Source organism: Bradyrhizobium sp. HKCCYLS20291, from assembly GCF_051167715.1.
GTDB lineage: Bacteria > Pseudomonadota > Alphaproteobacteria > Rhizobiales > Xanthobacteraceae > Bradyrhizobium.
On sequence record NZ_JBNPTO010000013.1, the window covers coordinates 17,710 to 32,517 of the forward strand.

General features: G+C 66.1%; 16 protein-coding genes. 11 read left to right on the plus strand and 5 right to left on the minus strand.

The window, feature by feature from the left end:
• The first annotated feature begins 24 nt into the window (after positions 1 to 24).
• Positions 25 to 624: a hypothetical protein gene (locus ACQR07_RS25135; protein WP_434904803.1), complete on the plus strand. Its 600-nt coding sequence runs from the start codon at positions 25 to 27 to the stop codon at positions 622 to 624.
• A 14-nt stretch (positions 625 to 638) separates the two neighbouring features.
• Here ACQR07_RS25135 and ACQR07_RS25140 read toward each other — a convergent pair whose 3' ends face one another.
• Positions 639 to 2,120, minus strand: coding sequence for a mannitol dehydrogenase family protein (locus ACQR07_RS25140; RefSeq protein ID WP_434904804.1), 1,482 nt, complete (start codon positions 2,118 to 2,120; stop codon positions 639 to 641).
• A 135-nt stretch (positions 2,121 to 2,255) separates the two neighbouring features.
• Between ACQR07_RS25140 and ACQR07_RS25145 the strand changes: the two genes are divergently transcribed.
• From ACQR07_RS25145 to ACQR07_RS25165, 5 genes are all read left to right on the plus strand, one after another.
• Complete coding sequence (locus ACQR07_RS25145; RefSeq protein WP_434904805.1) at positions 2,256 to 2,990, plus strand: FadR/GntR family transcriptional regulator; 735 nt, start codon at positions 2,256 to 2,258, stop codon at positions 2,988 to 2,990.
• A gap of 54 nt (positions 2,991 to 3,044) precedes the next feature.
• Positions 3,045 to 4,019, plus strand: coding sequence for a sialic acid TRAP transporter substrate-binding protein SiaP (locus ACQR07_RS25150; protein ID WP_434904806.1), 975 nt, complete (start codon positions 3,045 to 3,047; stop codon positions 4,017 to 4,019).
• Between the two features lie 83 nt (positions 4,020 to 4,102).
• A complete protein-coding gene (locus tag ACQR07_RS25155; RefSeq protein WP_434904807.1) occupies positions 4,103 to 4,681 on the plus strand; it encodes a TRAP transporter small permease in 579 nt (192 codons plus the stop codon).
• Between the two features lie 4 nt (positions 4,682 to 4,685).
• Positions 4,686 to 6,092: a TRAP transporter large permease gene (locus ACQR07_RS25160; protein WP_434904808.1), complete on the plus strand. Its 1,407-nt coding sequence runs from the start codon at positions 4,686 to 4,688 to the stop codon at positions 6,090 to 6,092.
• Positions 6,089 to 7,138 (plus strand): L-idonate 5-dehydrogenase, encoded by a 1,050-nt coding sequence (locus tag ACQR07_RS25165; RefSeq protein WP_434904809.1) that lies wholly within the window; start codon positions 6,089 to 6,091, stop codon positions 7,136 to 7,138. The genes ACQR07_RS25160 and ACQR07_RS25165 overlap by 4 nt, the downstream gene beginning before the upstream one ends.
• 92 nt (positions 7,139 to 7,230) lie before the next feature.
• Here the strand turns inward: ACQR07_RS25165 and ACQR07_RS25170 are convergent, their stop codons facing one another.
• A complete protein-coding gene (locus ACQR07_RS25170) occupies positions 7,231 to 7,527 on the minus strand; it encodes a hypothetical protein (protein ID WP_434904810.1) in 297 nt (98 codons plus the stop codon).
• Between the two features lie 208 nt (positions 7,528 to 7,735).
• On the opposite strand from ACQR07_RS25170, the gene ACQR07_RS25175 reads away from it, so the two are divergent.
• The gene (locus tag ACQR07_RS25175) at positions 7,736 to 7,993 is read left to right on the plus strand and encodes a hypothetical protein (protein ID WP_434904811.1); all 258 of its coding nucleotides are present in this window, start codon (positions 7,736 to 7,738) and stop codon (positions 7,991 to 7,993) included.
• A gap of 170 nt (positions 7,994 to 8,163) precedes the next feature.
• Here the strand turns inward: ACQR07_RS25175 and ACQR07_RS25180 are convergent, their stop codons facing one another.
• A complete protein-coding gene (locus tag ACQR07_RS25180) occupies positions 8,164 to 8,682 on the minus strand; it encodes a ParB N-terminal domain-containing protein (RefSeq protein WP_434904812.1) in 519 nt (172 codons plus the stop codon).
• 243 nt (positions 8,683 to 8,925) lie between these two features.
• On the opposite strand from ACQR07_RS25180, the gene ACQR07_RS25185 reads away from it, so the two are divergent.
• The 4 genes from ACQR07_RS25185 to ACQR07_RS25200 all read left to right on the plus strand — a co-directional run bounded on the left by ACQR07_RS25185 (position 8,926) and on the right by ACQR07_RS25200 (position 12,815).
• On the plus strand, positions 8,926 to 9,315 hold the full coding sequence (locus ACQR07_RS25185; protein ID WP_434904813.1) for a VOC family protein: 390 nt from the start codon (positions 8,926 to 8,928) through the stop codon (positions 9,313 to 9,315).
• Positions 9,316 to 9,523: 208 nt separating this feature from the next.
• Positions 9,524 to 10,504, plus strand: a complete 981-nt coding sequence (locus ACQR07_RS25190) for a catalase family peroxidase (RefSeq protein WP_434904814.1) — start codon at positions 9,524 to 9,526, stop codon at positions 10,502 to 10,504.
• Positions 10,505 to 10,568: 64 nt separating this feature from the next.
• On the plus strand, positions 10,569 to 11,108 hold the full coding sequence (locus tag ACQR07_RS25195) for a hypothetical protein (protein WP_434904815.1): 540 nt from the start codon (positions 10,569 to 10,571) through the stop codon (positions 11,106 to 11,108).
• Positions 11,109 to 11,195: 87 nt separating this feature from the next.
• The gene (locus ACQR07_RS25200) at positions 11,196 to 12,815 is read left to right on the plus strand and encodes an outer membrane protein (protein WP_434904816.1); all 1,620 of its coding nucleotides are present in this window, start codon (positions 11,196 to 11,198) and stop codon (positions 12,813 to 12,815) included.
• 94 nt (positions 12,816 to 12,909) lie between these two features.
• Here ACQR07_RS25200 and ACQR07_RS25205 read toward each other — a convergent pair whose 3' ends face one another.
• Complete coding sequence (locus ACQR07_RS25205) at positions 12,910 to 13,620, minus strand: aspartate/glutamate racemase family protein (RefSeq protein WP_434904817.1); 711 nt, start codon at positions 13,618 to 13,620, stop codon at positions 12,910 to 12,912.
• Between the two features lie 93 nt (positions 13,621 to 13,713).
• The gene (locus ACQR07_RS25210; protein ID WP_434904818.1) at positions 13,714 to 14,601 is read right to left on the minus strand and encodes a LysR family transcriptional regulator; all 888 of its coding nucleotides are present in this window, start codon (positions 14,599 to 14,601) and stop codon (positions 13,714 to 13,716) included.
• Positions 14,602 to 14,808 lie beyond the last annotated feature (207 nt).

Below are 14,808 nucleotides of genomic sequence, written 5' to 3' on the forward strand. Positions count from 1 at the left end.
TCGCTTGCCACATCTGGAGTCACGATGGCGCTGCCGACTGGCGCGCCTGATCTCGACACATCATCACGCCAGGATGCCCCTTCGGGGCCGTCGTCAGTGTGGGAGCAGCCCGCGCCAGAGCCGGTCATCGTCGTTCGGCCGCAGGCGCCACAGCCGTCCGCTGCGGCTGAGCGTACGCTGAGCCCCAACCCGCTCTGGGAGATTCCGCTCTCCAGCCTGACGGTGACGCGGGAGCGTCCCATCTTCTCGTCGTCGCGACGGCCGCTGCCTCCCGCGGCGACCGCCGTGCCGAAGCCTGTCGCGCCATCAGCCAAGCCGCCGCAGGACGAGCGTCCGCAGTTGATCCTGGTCGGCACCGTCGGAAGCGATGCGGAGAGTTTTGCAATCTTCGTCGAGCAGGCCACCAAGGTGGGGCTGCGGCTGCGGCTCGGCGACGAATTCCAGGGCTGGACCTTGCGCTCGGTACAAGGGCGCGAGGTGATCCTGGAGCGCGACCAACGCAAGACGGTGCTGAGTTTGCCGCAGCCGAGCCCGGCCGCGGTTGCCGTGCCGCGCGACCGGACCGAGAGCATGACGGCCCAGGGAACGGCGGATCTGCCATGGAGCGTTGAGCCGCGCCGCTGAAGCCGGCGCGATCTCTATCTCGTGCGGGGGGGCATCGCCTGTTCGGCAACCGCTTGTCGCGCACCCAATCGAAACAGTTGCGCCAATTGCCTGGTGACCACGCTTACCACGCGGGGATCGCTTCCCAGCGTCCCGAACACGGGCTCGACCGCCAGCAAGGCCGGCGCGAGCCGTTCGGCGACGGGACCTGTCTCCTGCGCGATCGCTTTCAGCTTCGCCGCGATCGGATCCCGCACATCGATGTCGTTGCCACGTTCGTCGCGCGCCGTGACGTAGCGCATCCAGCCGGCGACCGCGAGCGCATGGGGTTCGATCGGCAAGCCCAGCTTCAGTCGGTCGCGCATGGCGCCGAGCAGCCGTTGCGGCAGCTTCTGCGATCCATCCATGGCGATCTGCCAGGTCCGGTGATGCAGCGCCGGATTGGCGAAGCGCTGCAGGAGGGAGGCCTGATAGGCGGCGAGATCGGTACCCGCCGGCATCTGCAGCGTGACCGCCGCGTCGTCCATCACGCGCGCCGCCAACGCTGCGAAGCTCGCGTCAGTCATGGTCGCTGCGATGGTCTCGTAGCCCGCGAGATAGCCGAGATAAGCGAGCGCCGAATGGCTGGCATTGAGCAGGCGCAGCTTCATGTGCTCGAACGGGGTGACGTCGGACACGAGCTGCACGCCGGCAGCGGCGAAATCCGGTCGCCCCGCGGTGAAGCGATCCTCGACGATCCACTGCGTGAACGGCTCGGTCATGACCGGCCACGCATCGGTCATGCCGAGTGCGGAAGCGATCGCAGACCGGTCGGCCGCCGTGGTCTCCGGCACAATGCGATCGACCATCGTGCAGGGGAAGGCGGCGTGGTCTTCGATCCAGCGGCCGAGGTCCTTCGCGCGCAGTTCGGCGAAGCGGCTGACGATGCGCTGCACGGTGCGGCCATTGGCGGAAAGATTATCGCAGCACAGCACCGTGAAGGGCGGCAGGTTCGCCGCTTTCCGGCGCGCCAGGGCTTCGACGAGAAATCCCGGGGCGGACCGCGGCGCGTGCGGGTTGGCGAGATCATGCACGATGTCGGGATGCGTCTCATCCAACTCGCCGGTCTGTGGCGTGTGGCAGTAGCCCTTCTCCGTGACCGTGAGTGACACGATGCGCGTCGCCGGATCGGCCATCCGGCTGATCAGGCGCTCCGGATCTTCCTTACCCACCTCCATCGCCAGCAGCGAGCCGATCACCCTGATCTCGGTGCCGGCGCCGGAGCTGACCGCCACAGTATAAAGACAATCCTGCGGAGCCAGCGCGTCGCGCGTCTCGGGACTGCGCAGGCTCGCGCCGACGATTCCCCATTCGGCGGATCCGGCGGCGAGCAGGTCGTCGATGACGACGGCCTGGTGAGCGCGATGAAACGCACCGACGCCGAGGTGGACGATGCCCGGTTTGACGGTCGTCCGGTCGTAGCGGGGGCGGCGGATGGCGGCCGGCAGCCGATCGAGTGTCGAGGCAGAGAGGCGCAAAATGCCTCCAATGGGGGCTGGAAGTGGAGGATTTCGGTCACTCGCTTGACATGTCCACCAAGTTCCGTCAATGCTCTGGTCAATTGGTCAGGCCAATTGGCCAAAAGAAAGCCCTGCTGGGGAAGGGATATCGGTGTGCCGCTGGAAGCCGTGGAAGCACGACGCCTCTACCGCCAGGTCGCCGATCAACTGCGCGCGCTGATCGACGGCGGCGAGTATCCCGTCGGCAGCCGCCTGCCGACCGAGCGCGAGCTTGCCGAACAACTGAAAGTGTCGCGCCCGACCGTGCGCGAAGCGCTGATCGCGCTCGAGGTCGAGGGCAGGGTCCGCATCCGCGTCGGCTCCGGCATCTATGTCATCGAGCCCACTGCGCCCGCATTCGCCGTGCCGGCCACCGGGATCATCGAAGGCCCGTTCGAATTGCTGCGGGCGCGCGAGTTCATCGAGGGCGCGATTGCAGGTGAAGCGGCGCGGCTCGCGACACCGGAGGACGTCGCGCGCATCGATGCGGCGCTGGCCGCAATGGCTGCCGCAGATGATCCCAGTGAATCGATGATGGTGCACGACCGCGCCTTCCACATCGCGGTGGCCGGATGTCTCGGCAACGCCGTCCTGATGCGCGTGGTCGGCGAATTGTTCGACCAGCGCCTCAATCCCTATTTCACGCAGCTCGCGAACTACTTCGAGAATCCGGAATCGTGGCGGACGGCGTATGCCGAGCACGAGGAGATCCGCCGGGCCATCGTGGCGCGCGATTCCGGACGGGCCCAGGGCGCGATGCGCGACCATCTGGCGCGCTCGCAAAGCCGGTTTGCCCAGAGCTTCGGTGCAGAAACGCCAGCACCGCGGGTTCGCTCGCGAAGCGGATGACATCGTCGTTTCATTTGAGAAGAACAGAACATCAAACCAGGGGAGGAAGTTGGAATGTTGAAGAGATTGACGGTTCTTTCCATCGCGGCCGCCGCATTGATCGCCGCGCCGACCGCCGGCATGGCTCAGACCAAGCTGAAATGGGCCCATGTCTATGAGACCTCGGAGCCGTTCCATACCGCTTCGGTGTGGGCGGCGCAGGAGATCGGCAAGCGGACCAACGGCCGCTATCAGATCGACGTTTATCCGGCGTCGCAGCTCGGCAAGGAGACCGACATCAACCAGGGCCTGTCGCTCGGCTCGGTCGACATCATCATTTCCGGCTCGAGCTTTGCGGCCAAGACCTATCCGCCGATCGGCGTGACCTATTATCCCTACACGTTCCGCGATGCAGACCATCTGCTGGCCTACACCAAGAGCGACGTCTTCAAGGAGCTCACCAAGGGCTATGAGGACAAGAGCGGCCATCACATCCTCGCCGTCACCTATTACGGCGTGCGGCAGACGTCGTCGAACAAGCCGCTCAAGGGCTGTGCCGACATGAAGGGCCTGAAGATGCGCGTGCCCGACGTGCCGGCCTATCTGGCGATGCCGCGCGCCTGCGGTGCCAACACCGCGCCGATTGCATTCGCCGAAGTCTATTTGGCGCTGCAGAACGGCACGGTGGACGCGCAGGAGAACCCGCTCACGACCATCGAGGCCAAGAAGTTCTACGAGGTGCAGAAGTACATCGTGCTGACCGGACACATCGTCGACCATCTCAACACGGTCGTCGCCGGCGGGCTCTGGAAGAAGCTGAGCGAAGAGGACCGCAAGATCTTCACCGACGTGGCGCAGGAGGCGGCTGCGAAGGCGACGGGCGAGATCAAGGCCAACGAGGCCAAGCTGGTTGCCTTCTTCAAGGACAAGGGGCTCACCGTCACCGAGGTGAACAAGGACGAGTTCCGCGACGCGGTCATGAAGGCGATCAGCTTCGAGAGCTTCGATTATCGCAAGTCGGACTGGGATCGGATCCAGGCGGTCAAGTAACGCCGGCGCAGCTGTCGTCCTTTCCGCCGCTCCGGCGGGAAGGACGGGTTGCCTCCACCACCTAGCGCGCTTAAGGAATTCCCATGTCCACCGCTGAATTGCATCGGCAGGCCACGGCCGATGAAATTGCGCATACCTTCCAGGAAGGCGAGCCCGTCACCGCCGACCTCAGCCCCTATGCGGCCGAAGATTGGATCGCGCTGGCGATCTTCTGGATCATGGCGCTCTGCGTCTTCCTGCAATTCTTCACCCGTTACGCGCTCAACGACAGCTACGCCTGGACCGAGGAGATCGCGACCTACTGCCTGATCGCGGTGGTGTTCGTGGGCTCGGCGATGTGCGTGCGGATGTCCCGGCACATCCAGGTCGACCTGGTGTTTCGCTATCTGCCGCGGCTTCCGGCGCGCGCGCTCTCCACGGCGATCGACGTCATCCGCATCGCGTTTCTGACCTATGTCATCAAGCTCGTCTGGGTCTTCATCGAGGTGATCGGCGACGAGCGGATGACGACGATCAAGTTTCCGAAGAAGTACGTCTACTATCTCGTTCTGTTCGGCTTCGTTCTGATGAGCGCGCGCGCCATCCAGGTTGCGATTCAGAACTGGCGCCGCGGTTATTCCATTCTCGAACGTCCCGGCGCGTTCGACGGCACGGAGGATTGACGCCATGCTGATCTTGCTCGGATCGTTCCTCCTCCTGATGCTGGTTGGCCTGCCGGTCGCGCTCGCGATGGCCGTGGCCTCGCTACTCTACATCCTCGTCACCGGCATCACGCCTGACGTCACCTTGGCGCAGCGCATGATCGCCGGCGTCGAAAGCTTTCCGCTGCTGGCCGTTCCGTTCTTCATCCTGGCCGGCAATCTCATGAACATCGCCGGCGTGACCGGCCGCATCTACCGCTTTGCGGTCGCACTGGTCGGCTGGATGCGCGGCGGCCTGGGGCACGTCAACATCATCGGCTCGGTGATCTTCTCCGGCATGTCCGGCACGGCCATCGCCGACGCCGCCGGTCTCGGCACCATCGAGATCAAGGCGATGAAGGATCACGGCTACTCCACGGAGTTCTCTGTGGGCGTCACGGCCGCATCCGCCACGCTCGGGCCGATCATCCCGCCGTCGCTTCCGTTCGTGATCTACGGCATGATGGCGAACGTCTCGATCGGGGCGCTGTTCCTGGGCGGCCTCATCCCGGGTGCGGTGATGACGCTGGCCATGATGGCGACGGTGGCCTATTTCGCCCACAAGAACGGCTGGGGCAGCGACTCGCCGTTTTCCTGGCCGCAGCTCGGCTCGGCTGCGCTCGAAGTTCTGATCGTGCTGGCGTTTCCGTTCGCCGTATGGCTGCTCGTCGTCGCCGGTCTGTCGGTCAATCTCGCGGTGGGACTCGGTCTGGTCGTGCTGCTCGCAATCGACTGGTATTTCGACTTCTCCGCCGTCATGGCGCTGATGGCCCCGGTGATCCTGATCGGCGGCATGACGCTCGGTTGGTTCACGCCGACGGAAGCCGCCGTTGCGGCGGTGATCTGGTCGCTGTTCCTCGGCCTGGTGCGCTATCGCACCATGACCTTGCGCACGGTGGCGAAGGCGACGTTCGACACCATCGAGACGACCGCCTCCGTATTGTTCATCGTCACCGCCGCCTCGATCTTTGCCTGGCTGTTGACGGTGTCGCAGGCTGCGCAGACGCTGACCGATGCCATTCTGAGCGTCACGCAGAACAAGTGGGTGTTTCTGCTGCTGGCCAACATCCTGATCCTGTTCGTCGGCTGCTTCATCGATACGATCGCGGCGATCACCATCCTGGTCCCGATCCTGATGCCGATCGTGCTCAAGCTCGGCATCGATCCGATCCATTTCGGTCTGGTCATGACGCTCAATCTGATGATCGGCCTGCTGCATCCGCCGCTCGGAATGGTGCTGTTCGTGCTGGCGCGCGTCGCCAAGCTGTCGGTCGAGCGGACCACGATGGCGATTCTTCCCTGGCTGGTCCCGCTGCTGCTCGCGCTGATCGCCATCACCTACATCCCCGAGCTCACGCTGGGACTTCCGAGATACATGGGACTTGCGAAATGACCTTGACGAGCTTTGCCGCCACGCTGTTTGGCCCTGAGGATCTGCGCATCGTGGAGCGGCCGCTCGAGCCGCTCGCATCCGGCATGGTGCGGGTCCGCTTCGGCGCCGGCGGCATCTGCGGGTCCGACATGCACTACTTCCGCCATGCCCGCACCGGCGACTTCGTCGTGACGTCGCCGCTGGTGCTCGGCCACGAGATCGCCGGCGAGGTGATGGAAGTCTCGGGCGCCGTATCCGGCGTGAAGGTCGGCGACCGCGTCGCCGTCAACCCGTCGCGCTGGTGCGGCCATTGCGGACCCTGCCGCGAGGGCCGCCTGAACCTGTGCGAGAACATCTTCTTCATGGGCTCCGCCTCGAAGACCCCACATATGCAGGGCGGCTTTGCCAGCTATTTCGACGCCATTCCCGCGCAGTGCGTGAAGATTCCGGATCACGTCTCCTATCAGGCTGCAGCGCTGGCCGAACCTCTCGCCGTCTGCCTGCACGCCGTGGCACGCGCCGGCGGCATCCAGGGCGAGCGCGTCGTGTTGTTCGGCGCCGGTCCGATCGGGCTGCTCACCATGCTCGCCGCGCGCCGCGCCGGCGCTGCCGACATCACGGTCGTCGATATCGCCCCGGCCCCGCTCGCTTTCGCGAGCCGGCTCGGCGCCGACCATGTCTTCGACATTTCCGGCGGTGACGATGGCCTGAAGGCCCAGGCGGCTGCCGCTCCGTTCGACGTCGCGTTCGAGGTGTCGGGAACGGCGGCCGGGCTTGCCGGCGCGATCGGCATCATCAGGCGCGGCGGCGTGGTCGTGCAGATCGGCAATCTGCCGGGCGGGCAAATTCCGACGCCGTCAAATGCGATCATGGCCAAGGAGATCGACCTGCGCGGCTCATTCCGCTTCGGTCCGGAGTTCATGACTGCCGTCGAGCTGATTTCCGACGGCAGTGTTGACGTGCTTGCCCTCGTGACGGCGGAACGTCCGCTCCGCTCCGCGCCAGATGCGCTGCGCCTTGCGCTCGATCGTTCACAGAGCGTCAAGGTGGTGCTGACGGGTCATTGATGCGCAGGGAGTAAGGCTTCGGCCCGCGCTCGAGCGGTCCGCGAGCCCCGCGCGGGTCCCTTGAACAGGACGCGCGCGGGACGATCTCGGGCCTACGGACAGAACCACGCCGGTCCGATCTGCGTACAGCCGCGGCGGTGATAGTCGTGTGGCCGATAGCGGTAGCGCTGCCAGCCGGCGGGAGGACCGTGGCGGCGGCCGTGGTGGCCGCGCATGTCATGGCGGCGTTGCTCGTGCTGCCAGCGCCCGTCGCGATGATCGCGCTGTGCGAGCTGCATCGGAGCCGTCACCGCTTCGCGCGCCACTGTCACAGAAGGCGCCGGTGCGGCGGACACTCCGGCGGAGCCGGTGAGAAGAATCGCGGAAAGGGCAACAAGGGTCGCTCGCATCGGTGCTCCAGTTCGTCGTCGCGGCTCGCGCTGAGCCGTATGTCATGGATGACGCGGACGGTTCGGCTGCTCGGCAGCACCGCGCTGTCGGTCCGCGTGGTTCGGCAACGTGTGGGCCCACGGGGCGTTCCGAACGGGGCTGCGGCCGAAGCGCGTCAAACTGTCCTGCTGCCGCGCCGCCAGTCCTGCAGCATTCGCGGGGCACGCGATGGGTACGGTGGCCAAGGCGGTGCCGGCCGGACAGTTCGGCCACATCACCGGCGACTATTATGAGAGCAGCTGGTTGGCGCTGATCGACAGCTGGGCGCCGCCGTCTCCGGACCTCATGCTCTATAGCGGCGAGGAGTCGCCCGCCGCGATCGACGCACTGCGGACGCTTGCCAGCCATCTCACGGTCCGCGCTCCGAAGCCGCTCTCCAATATGCTCCTGCGCTGGACACCGAGGGGCTGGCAGCGGGTGCGGTGAGCATGAGATCCGGTCGGCCGGACGGCAAGGACAGCACTTGGCCCGTGGCCTCACGTTCCTGCCAATGCGTGGACGGAGCCGGCTGCAGAGGCCCATTGAGTGCTGGCGCTGACGACGGCTTGCCGACTGGTGCACGATCGCGCACCGGCTTCATCGGCGAACGGACGAGATCAATAACGGCCGCCGCTGCGCTCCTGTTGCTTGATCCAGTCCGACAATGTTTTTGGCGCTGCTCCCGCCGCTGGGCGAGTCGGCTTCGTTGCCGCGGTGCGGCCGCTTCCGCCTGCGGTCTCCGCCCGCGGACGCATGGCCGCGTGGGCGCCCTGGCCGCCGCGCATCGCGGAGAGCTTGTCGGCTTCCTCCTTCTCCAGCCGCAGCTTGCGCAGCCGCTCCATCTTCTCGCGCTCCGGATCCGGCGGCGGTGGCGGCAGCTCGCGTTGGCGCGCTTCCTCGGCCGAGATCAGCACGCCCTTGATGGCGGGCTCGCCGAGCGCCCTGCAGGCCTCCAGGCGGTGCAGGCCGTCGACCAGCACGAAATGGTCCTTGTCGCGGCGCACCAGGATGGGCTCGCGCTGTCCGGACTCCAAAATGCTCTCGGCCAGCGCGTCGACCACGTCCTGCTTGAGCGCTTTGCGCTTCTTCTCTGGAACGTGGATCTTGTCGATGGCAAAGCTTTCCGGTGCGGACACGATCGAAACTCCGTCATGGGCGTGCGCGGTCGGACACTGTCACGACCCCGGGTTCCGGACACTGGGCAGACCGGACGTGGATGGAGACGCGGGCACGAGGGGATACAATAGGGACATTCCGCCGCTCGCGGCAAGGCGCGGCTGACGGGCGCCAGGTCCAGCGCGGATCGGCATCGCATTGATGGCGTTGATCATGGCCCGGTCGCGACCGGCCCGGGGTATTGTCACTGCAGGGAGGAACGGATGACACGCCTGTGGACGATCATCGGCGTCGCCGACGTGGCGCGCAGTGTGGCGTGGTATCAGGCCCTGCTGGGCCTGCCCGATGGGGTGCCGGCGCATGACTATTTCGGGCAGGTCATCGCGTCGGATGGAACGATGCTGCTCTGCTGCCATGCCTGGGGCGCGCACGATCATCCGTCGTTGGCGTCGCCGCACGCGGGCACGCCGGGCAACGGGTTCCTGCTATTCTTTCGCCTCGACGCGTTCGACGACGCCCTTTTGCGCGCGCGTCAGCTCGCTGCGCGGCTCTCCGAGGAGCCGCATCTCAACCCCAACACCGGAACGCCGGAGTTTTCGCTGCGCGATCCTGACGGTTACTACGTGACGATCAGCGCCACGACGGCGGCTTGAGCCCCTCGTCATTCCCGGGCGCGCGAAGCGCGAGCCCGGACTCCGTCACCATGGCCGGATGTTGGGAACTCATGACCGGTGTGCGCGTGGAGTTCCATCGCCGCGAAGCCGATTGCGATAATAATGAGCAACGTCTTCCCGGCGAAAGTCGCTCGCATGTCAATCGAGGCTGCTAAGCTGCGGTGCTCTTAACTGGAGGATGCTGCTCATGATCCATCGCGCACGCGTCGCCACGCTGGCCGCCATCGTTATCGCCTTGCCCGCCGCAGTCTTCGCGCAGGACGCTCCGGTGGAGGAGCAACTCGTCAATGCGATGAACAAGGTGTTCGGCGTGCATGCCGGGTTCCGCGCCAATCATGCCAAGGGCGTGGTGGTCGAGGGCAAATTCAAGCCGTCGGCGGAGGCGGCGAGCCTGAGCAAGGCCTCGCTGTTCGGCGGGGCTGAGATTCCGGTGACGGTCCGGTTCTCGGACTCCACTGGCGTGCCCAACCTGCCGGACGGCTCCAGCGATGCCAACCCGCACGGCATGGCGGTGAAGTTTCATCTCGCCGACGGCAGCGAGATGGACCTCGTCATCAACTCGCTGAAGTTCTTTCCGGTCTCGACCGGTGCTGAGCTGCGCGACCTGTTCCTGGCGATCGCCGATAGCGGGCCGAACGCGGCCAAGCCGACCAAGCTGGAGCAGTTCATCGGCAGCCACCCGTCGGTGCCGGCGGCGCTCGGCACCATCGCGACGCCGGACAGCTTTGCCGACGAGGCCTATTTCGGCGTCAACGCCTTCGTGCTCGTCAACAAGGCCGGCGCCAGGCAGGCCGTGCGCTGGCAGATGCTGCCGGAGAAGGTCGTGCATCTCGACAAGGACGACGCCGCCAGGCGCGCGCCGGACTTCCTGATGGCCGAGCTGCCCGCGCGGCTGAAGCAGGGCAAGGTGGCGTTCCGTTTCATGGCGCAGCTCGCCGCTGCCGGCGACGACACCAAGGATCCTGCGAAGCCCTGGCCTGAGGATCGCAAGCTGGTCGAGCTCGGCGTCTTGACCATCGACAAGGCGGTCGACGACAGCGACGCCGCGCAGAAGAAGCTGCTGTTCCTGCCGGGCCAGCTCGCCGACGGCATCGAGACGTCGGACGATCCGATGATCGACATCCGCAACGCCGCCTACGCGATCTCGTTCTCCCGCCGCAATCCCTGATCGTCGCGCCGCGGCGGACCTACGCCGTCGCGGCGCGAATGCGTCGAAGCCCGCGCGCGAAACCATGGCGCGCCGGGATGCGGACAAAGTTCGGCCGCCGTTCCCCCGCATCGCCTCGTCAATCACGCCGCAACTGCAGCGGCACGGCGGCAATGCGCGCGATCATGTGGCGCGCGCGTACGCATCGTCGTGGCCGCTGCGCAACATCGCACGCCGTCATCGCCATCTCGGATGCGGCAGGACGATGAGCGTGCATGTCCGATGCGGCGCCGTCTCCGGCATCGCTCCTCACTATGATTGTCGCGACGACGCGGCGCGCGACGGGCCGCGCTCGCATCGTGGCGACCGGCGGCGCGCGTCGCCCGGATGCGCGAAGGCTGCTGCAGCAGGCTGCCAGCGTCGCGCGCGATCCTCGCGATGCCGATGCCGCGTATGCATCGACATGCGCGCCGCGTTGGCCGCGTGTGATGAAGTCTGCGCGCAACCGCGTCGCGATCGCTTCACATGCGTTACTACATTTCGCCAGAATCCTGCGTCCCGCTTGCAACACTCAATCTTCAAGTTTGAGCGCGTCGGCATCGCGACGCGCATTTCCTACGGCTGACATTTTTCAATTCAGATCGCGACACAATCTGACCCTCCTGATGCGGCCGTCGTTTGTTGCGGCACGTGTTCAGGAGTTGTGAGTTCGATGCGTCGCGTATTTGGCGTGTGTCTTTGTCTTTCTACTTTCGCAGGAAGTACGACATCGGTCTGGGCGACTGATCTTGCCCTGCCTCCCCCGCTTCCGCCGCCCGACGTCTTCGCCTACAGGTGGAGTGGCTGCCATGCCGGTGCGAATGCCGGCATCGCCTGGTCGCGCCAGCAGCAGGCCTGGAACCAGGGCGTCAATGGCGTCGGTGCGCCCGCGGCCCCTGGCCAGCCAGTCGTCAATCCTCCGGTCGTCAACCCGCCGGTCGTCAATCCGCCGCCCAAGCCGCCGCCGAAGCCGAACAACCCTGGCGGGAACCATGGCGGATGGAAGCCGCCTCACAAACCGCCGGTCTATGGCGATCACGGCGGCTGGTGGCAGCCGGACAAGCACCATCACGGCGGCAAGGACAAGGATCATGCGTGGGATAAGCATGACCACAAGTACGACAAGCCGGATCATGACGATGGCGATGGCTGGCCGCACATCGGCAAGGGCGGCGGCTATGAGCATGCCGATCATGGCTGGCCGTGGCAGGCGAAGCCGTACAAGGGCGGCAAGGACAAGGACGACGACAAGCCCGGCTATAAAGACGAGAAATATGCCGGCGGCGGCTGGTTCGGGAAAAAGTCGGACGACGATCACGACAAGTCCGGCGGCTGGTCGCAACTCCGCTCAAGCGGCTATTCCGACCGCTACGACTGGCTGCGACACGATCACAAGGACGATCACGACAAGCCGAGCTTCGTCTGGGCGAAGCCGGGCAAGGGCGAGTACGACAAATACGCCTGGCTGAAGCCGGACCGCGACGACGACCACGACAAGAATTGGCAGAAGGGCGGCTATCAGAAGGACGTCTGGCAGAAGGACAATTGGAAGAACGACAACTGGCAGAAAGATAACTGGCCGAAGGATGGTTGGCAGAAGCACGACCATGGCGGCTGGGCTTGGAAGCCGATGCCGCCCAACAAGCCGGGCTGGCCGATGAAGCCACCGCCGGGTAACAATGGCGGCGGACAGCCGCCGCAGAATCCGCCGCCCGGTGGCGGTGGCGTGCTGCCGTTGCCCGTGGTGGCGCTGCAGATTCCGGCTTCCGTCGCCACCAACAACAGCGACGTCGTGGGCGGCATCCAGCTCGGCTGCGACTATCAGGTCGATCGCTTCGTCGTCGGCATCCAGGCGATGGCCGATCTCGGCATCACCAACGCGTCGACCACCGTGTCGCCGCAGCTGACGCTGAACTCGCGCACCAGCAACCTCTACACTGCGACGTTGCGAGCCGGCTATCTCGTGACGCCCGAGGTGCTGCTCTATGCGCGTGGCGGTGCCGCGTGGACGCGGACCGGCGTGACGGCGACCAACGCTGCTACGGGGGCCTCCGCGAGCGTGGCCTTCAACCGCAGCGGCTGGACGGTCGGCGCCGGCGCCGAATGGATGTTCGCCCGCAACTGGTCGGCCTTCGCCGAATATGACTACGCCGATTTCGGAACGGTGACCGGAACGCTGCCCGGCGCAGCCGCGGTGACCGGCGGTCCGAACGTCGTCAGCCAGAAGACCCAGATCCACACGGCTCTGATCGGCGTCAACTATCACTTCGGGACGCTGTCGCGCGGCCGGTGACGACGACAGCGTTCAGCGCGCTGCACGACGACGATACAAAGAGGCCGCCTGGTTCGTTCTAGGCGGCCTCTTTCGTCTGCGGTCTTCGGCTCGTCTAGGCCACCCGCCGTTCGGGCCCGGCGAGGCACGATCGGACGCAGGCGCGCGCCAGCGTGTCGGTCGGGTCGAGCAGCCGTGATGCCAGATCGTCCTGCACGGCAGCGAGCGCCAGCGGGATCTCGGTGCAGGCCATGGCCACCTGGGCGCAGCCCTCGGCGATCAGCGCCTTTGCCTCGCGGCTCAGGATCGCGGTCGCGGTGTCGACATGGCCGGCCTTTACCAAACGAATGGCGCGCATCACCTCGGCCTGCCCATCCGCATCGGGCATCGCGCAGGTGAAGCCGCGCTTGGCGAGGCGGCGCTGATAGATGCCGGCGCGGACCGTGCCGTCGGTCGCGAGCAAGCCGATCGCCGCGCCCTGCAGGCCGCGCTCGGCCAGCGCATCGGCGAGCGCATCGACGATGTGCAGGATCGGCACCGCGGTGCGCGCCTGCAGCTCGCCGTGCCAATGATGCGCGGTGTTGCAGGGAATGGCGATGCAGGTCGCGCCCGAGCGTTCCAGCCGCTTCAGCGCGTCGAGCATCGCGGGCAGGGGATCGCAGCCCTGATCGAGGATCGCGGCGGTGCGGTCCGGTACCGAGGTGGCCGAGCACACCACCATCTCGATGTGGTCCTGGTCGCAGGCCGCCGGCGTATTCCGGATCACCTTGCCCATGAAATCCACCGTCGCCATCGGGCCCATGCCGCCGAGAACGCCAAGCATCATCGTCTCATTTCCTCTCTGTCCCGCTGACAATGCGGGGGCGGCGCGGTCAAATCCAATGCCGAGGCCGACAGCGCCATTCCGATTTGGCATAGTTTAGGGCGACAGCTGCCTCGCCGCGGTCCAGACCCGCTCCACCACCGGGCGGGTCCGTCGCAGGCTGCGATACAGCCGGATCTCGAGCGGAATCTCCGGTCCGAGCAGGATCAGCGCGCCTTCATCGAGGTCGCGGGCGATCAGGCTGCGCGGCAGCCAGGCGAGGCCGTGGCCTTCCAGCGCCATGAAGCGGAGCGCGTCGGCCATCGCATTCTCGTTGGTATGGGCCACCTGCACCGGCGGCGCCCCCTCGGCCTGCGCGAACTGCGCCTGGGCAAAGGTCGCGAGCCGCCCGAGGAAAGAGCTCGTCGCATAGCTCAGCAGCGGCAGCGGCGCGCTCTCGCCGCCGGCCAGCTGCGGGCTGCGCGCCGCGACCAGGCTGTCGGTGCCGACGACGAGATGCGGGTAGAACTCTGGCTCCAGCGGAATCGGCACGTGGGGATGGTGAAAGGTGAGCAGGAAATCATAGCTGCCTTCGACGATCGCCTGCAGGCAGCTATGGAAATCGTCTGGCAAGAGCCGGCTGCCGACCTGCCCGATGCTTTGCTCGATGCTGCGAAACCAGCGCGGGAAGAAGCGCAGCGACAACGTATGCAGTGCCGCGATTGACACCATCTGCGTGCTCGGCCGCATGTTGGCCTGCAGCGAGACGCGGCTGGCATGCAACATACGAACGGTCTCTTCGGCGGTCTCGAGGAACAGCCGGCCCTCGGCGGTCAGGGTGGTCGGATAGCTCGAGCGGTCGATCAGCGATACGCCGAGCCACAGCTCGAGCGCCTGAATGCGGCGGCTGAATGCGGACTGCGTGACGTGGCGCTCCTCCGCGGCGCGCGAGAAGCTGCGGGTGCGCGCGAGGCTGAGAAAGTCCTCGAGCCACTTCAATTCCATGATCCGACCTCGTTCCTCCCACTGCGCAAGCCCTTCGATCGGAGGAGGCGTCAGCGGCGTCATACCCGGTTGCAGCGTTGGAGTTCATGCAAACTCGGAATGACGGGTGCGCACATAGCATTGGATCGTTGCCGCGTCCTGAACAAAACATCCGCCGCATCGGGCCCGCGCGCTGCGACGCATCAATGTGGCGTGACCGTCAACGAC